This window comes from Streptomyces bobili (genome assembly GCF_002154575.1).
Lineage (GTDB): Bacteria > Actinomycetota > Actinomycetes > Streptomycetales > Streptomycetaceae > Streptomyces > Streptomyces bobili.
Genome location: NZ_MUBA01000603.1, coordinates 1 through 4,076, shown reverse-complemented (window position 1 = coordinate 4,076; position 4,076 = coordinate 1). Strand labels below are relative to the sequence as shown.

Sequence of the window (4,076 nt, the reverse complement as noted above, 5' to 3'; positions counted from 1 at the left end):
GGCCCGCACGGCCCCGGCGCGCGGGCGCCTCGGGTACGGCGGCGGGCCGCGCCGGGGCCGTGCGGGCCTTCTCGGGTGGCCGGCGGTGGCAGGTGTCGCAGAAGCCGGTCACCATGATGGCGCCGTCCGCGCAGTCGGGTCTCGGGCACGGCGCCGGTGGGGACGTCATGACGCGGAGGCACCTCCCTTTCCCTGTCGCGGAGGTGCCGCGCGGTCGACATGACTGGTGTAGGCCTCCACGGCGGCCTCGGCGGCTTTCACGTCGCACGGCCGGGCCTGCAACAGTTCGTGCGCGCGGAGCCGGAGAGCGTCCAGGGCCAGGTCCGCCTCCTTGCCCTGGACGGAGTCGAGGTGCAGGACGTGGTAGCCGCGCAGCCTGCCGTCGAGTTCCTCCCGCCGCTCGCGGAGCCGGTCGAGTGTGCCGATGGCCGTGGTCATGCGGGCGGCCACCCGGTGGGCGAGCCGCTCGTAACGGACCAGGTCCCGGACCGGGACGCCGTCGTCGTCCCGCGCACGTCCGAGCGTCGCCAGTGCCGCATGGGCCCTCACCAGGTCCGCGTCGGCGGGCCGGAGGCCCTCGGCCCGTACGGCGGCCAGGCGTCGGTGCAGAGTCTGGGCGAGGGGTCCGGTGATCCGTTCCAGCCGCTCGACGAGGCGGGCGCGGCGTTCCCGTTCCGGCTCGACGACCAGTTCGCGGCGGGCTCGCCGGTACGCGGCGTCGGCGGTGCGGAAGACCAGCAGCAGGCGGTTTCCCCTGGCGCGCAGGGTGTCGAGGAGGTCCAGCAGGGCGGGCGGGTCTGCGGCCTCGTCGACGCCGACGACGACCAGGGTGAGGGTGACGTCCGCGGCCCCGATGCGTTCGGCCACCGGGTCGGCCGGATGCTGCCACAGCCCCATGCGTTCGGCGATCCGCTCCCCGACCTGGGTGGCGGTGAGCCCCGCCGCGTCCACGGCCAGGTCATGGCCGCCGGCCGACGGGACGGTGCCGGGCGGATCGAGGGAGGCCCGGTTCACGGAGGCCGAGGTGCGTAACTCCCGGTCGGCCAGGGTGATGGCGCGGCGCAGGGTGGCGGCCCGCACCGCGTCGCCGGTGGGCACCAGGCTGATCTTCACCTGCTGTCCGTCGTCCTGGAGCCAGTCGGTGAGGCGCTGGGCGAACGGCTCGTCGAGCAGGGCCTCGGCCGCGTCCTCGCGCGTGGATCTGAGCCGGTCGTCGACGGCCGTCCTTCCCCGCGTCCACCGGCCGACCTGGGGGAGGTGCCGGACGATGGTCTCGGCCGGGCTCATGAAGGAGAACAGGTTCCCGTGCCGGTCCCCGATCCCGCTCAGGACCATCCCGATGACCTTGCCGGTCACCGTGTCCATCACGCCCGAACCGCTGCACCCCGCACTGGCGAGTTCGCCGGGGCTGGTCGGGCTCAGCTGGACCTGCCCGTCGCGACCGCAGCCGCCGACGATGACCGCCCGGAACCAGATGCCGCCGTTGTGGTCGTAGGGGAAGCCGTACATCTGCACCGTGCGGTCGGGTGCGGAGAGCCGGTGCAGCAGTGTCGTTTCACCGGCAGGTCTGGCACGTTCGAGCCGCAGCAGTGCCACATCACCGCTGGGATCGCCGTCGGCGTCGCGCGTGTTCGGCACGTACGCGTCCCCGTCGACCCGTGCCGTCACCGAGGGCACCGCGAGACCGGGCGCCGCGCCGACGAACTCGGCGGTGAACCGCGCGTCCCTGTCCTCGACCACGTGCGCACAGGTGAGCACCCGGTCCGGGCTCAGCAGAATGCCGGCGCCCGCGATCTTCCCGTCCGCCCGCCGGATGCGCACCGCCCAGCAAGGCGTCCCCAGTGACGAACCATCATCGACACCCCCGTCGGCCGCCATACCAGAACTATACGAGCGTCCGGTCCTGCCGCATACTGTGGCGACATGGGATCAACGAGCTTGTAGGGGATGCGAGTTGACGGACGGGCCGGGGTTCGTGGGATTGACCGAGGTGATCCGCCAGATCCGGGGCGAACTGGAGCGGGCCCGTGACGAGGCGCAGGGCCGCGCCCTGGGATTCACCGTGGAGAAGGTGAGCCTGACGTTCACGGTGCAGGTCCACCAGTCCGGAACGGCCCGCGGCGGAGTACGCATCGGCGTGGTCACGGCCGAACTCGGCGGGTCCGTCGACCGTCAGACGACCCATCAGGTGCAGGTGGAACTGAAGCCGGAGACGAGTACGGGAGGCCGGGTCTCGGTCAGCCGCAACGAGGACCGTGCGCTGCCGGAAGCGGACGACCGCGACGACGGGTAGGACGGTGCCCTCGCCGTCGCCGGCGTGAGTGCAGCGCAGGACACTCAGGGCGCGTTCCTGTCGATCAACAGGTGTGCTCGGGCGGTGGCGAACAACCCCCGTTGCGTGGCCAGGTTCAGGTTCCCGGGGCCGGCGGCCGTGTCGAAGAGCATTTGGTAGACGTGGCCCGCGCTGCCCGCGACGAAGACCTCGACGCGCTTGCGGGGCTCTGTCTGCCCGGCCCAGTGGTAGTCGATCTCCAGCCACAGCGCGTCCTTGCCGTTCTGCCGCGTGGTGTGGGTGACGGCCTTCAGACCGGCCATCGATGACGCTGCGGTGTCGCGGTACCAGGCGAGTTGTCCGACGGAGGCTTCGCGGGGTGTCGCCCCGTACGAGGTGTCCCGCTTGACGCTCATCTCGTGCGTGCCGTCAGGGGAACGCCATGTGCTCTGGATGGCGCCGGCCGGCCTCCGGACCCAACCGTCGGGCACGGCGAAGACGACCGTGAGAGCCGGTTCACCCACCCGGCGCCAGCCCTCGGGTACGTCCGGAGACGGAGACGGGGCTGAGGCCGCGGGCGCCGTGCCGGGTTCGCCGGACGCGCCCGGGGAACCGGAGTTCGTCGGCACGGCCGACGCCGACCAGGCCGCCGTGGCTGTGGCCGTCGCCGTCGCGGTGGCCGGGGAATCGACAGGGGCGGCAACGCTTCGATTGACGGGTGACCCGCCCACGAACGGAACCCCGAACAGCGCCAGCAGGAGTCCGACGACAGCGGTGATCGCCGACACCAGCGCTGCCAGTTCACCGACGCGCCGGTCAGGGGCCGTCGCGTCACCCGGACCGCTCAAGACCTGCCTCCTCCGCCCTCCGGATACCGGACACCGCCCCACACCGTCCGCCTGATCCGGCGCCTACGACAGGCGAACGTAGGCCACGTGGATCACGTTGGCGCCGAGATCGCACCACACCGTGGACGTGCCGCCACCCGGCCAGGCCCACTCCGGGGGACCGTCGTGCCGGTACTCGTAGCCGGTGTCGAGTCTCTTGCAGGTGACGGCTGCCTGGAAGCGCGAAGTGCCGTCACCCTTGCAGGTGACCGCGGCCCCCCGGTGACCGCCGCTTCCCGTGACGTGTACATACGTGCAGCCGGTGATGACGGCGGAGGCCGGAGTGGCGGCGACCACTCCTGCGCCGACAGCCATGGCCGCCACAGCGGCGGTGACTCCCAGACGATGTCGGACGAGCATGGGATCTCCTCTGCGGATGGGGTTGCGGACCCGTGCAGGTGACAACTCTGCTGTGCGCGATCACCCCCGGTCGTTCGCAGTGCGCGCAGACCTTCTTGGCAATGAGCGCACGGCCGGCCGTCACAGCCTGTCCGAGGGGAATGCCGCGGTGCACGGGGCACGCCCGCAACTGGCGTGCATCTGCCTTACCCCCGGCCCGCCCCGCACCGCAGCATGGAGGGGGTGTCGCTTGCACCGGGGGGATGATGGCGCGCGAGGAATCGGGTGAGCACAGAGCGTCGGCGCGGCCTGCACTCGTCTCCACCGGCGTCGTCAGCGGACGTCAAGGCTTCGACTGGTGGACGCAGATGGTCAGCCGGACGGTCATGCCGGTGTCCGTGGCCAGCGAGCACGCCGACCGTTTCAAAGGGATGGCGACCGCACTGGAGCTGACCGGTACCGAGGTGTCCGCGTACTCCTTCTCACCCATGTCGGCCCGACGGACGCACACGCACATCCGGAGATCCGACCTGGAGTCCTACTTCCTCTTCCTCGTCCACGGCAGCCCGATCGGGCTG

General features: G+C 71.7%; 4 protein-coding genes and 1 pseudogene. 2 read left to right on the top strand and 3 right to left on the bottom strand.

What is annotated here, in order from left to right; all coding sequences use genetic code 11:
• Positions 1 to 165: 165 nt before the first annotated feature.
• Positions 166 to 1,878 (bottom strand): trypsin-like serine peptidase, encoded by a 1,713-nt coding sequence (locus BZL64_RS34700; protein WP_086773050.1) that lies wholly within the window; start codon positions 1,876 to 1,878, stop codon positions 166 to 168.
• 97 nt (positions 1,879 to 1,975) lie between these two features.
• Here BZL64_RS34700 and BZL64_RS34695 point away from each other — a divergent pair, with 97 nt between their 5' ends.
• A complete protein-coding gene (locus tag BZL64_RS34695; protein ID WP_229894720.1) occupies positions 1,976 to 2,293 on the top strand; it encodes a trypco2 family protein in 318 nt (105 codons plus the stop codon).
• A 44-nt stretch (positions 2,294 to 2,337) separates the two neighbouring features.
• Here the strand turns inward: BZL64_RS34695 and BZL64_RS34690 are convergent, their stop codons facing one another.
• Together BZL64_RS34690 and BZL64_RS34685 are read right to left on the bottom strand one after the other, a co-directional pair.
• On the bottom strand, positions 2,338 to 3,120 hold the full coding sequence (locus BZL64_RS34690) for a hypothetical protein (protein WP_167396244.1): 783 nt from the start codon (positions 3,118 to 3,120) through the stop codon (positions 2,338 to 2,340).
• Positions 3,121 to 3,183: 63 nt separating this feature from the next.
• Positions 3,184 to 3,519 (bottom strand): hypothetical protein, encoded by a 336-nt coding sequence (locus BZL64_RS34685; protein ID WP_086773048.1) that lies wholly within the window; start codon positions 3,517 to 3,519, stop codon positions 3,184 to 3,186.
• A 242-nt stretch (positions 3,520 to 3,761) separates the two neighbouring features.
• Between BZL64_RS34685 and BZL64_RS34680 the strand changes: the two are divergent.
• Positions 3,762 to 4,076: pseudogene (locus BZL64_RS34680) on the top strand (helix-turn-helix domain-containing protein); the annotation flags it as partial.

Coding starts and splice junctions, on each gene's coding strand:
- BZL64_RS34700 (WP_086773050.1), bottom strand. CDS start 1,878: ATGGCGGCCGACGGGGGTGTCGATGATGGTTCGTCACTGGGGACGCCT.
- BZL64_RS34685 (WP_086773048.1), bottom strand. CDS start 3,519: ATGCTCGTCCGACATCGTCTGGGAGTCACCGCCGCTGTGGCGGCCATG.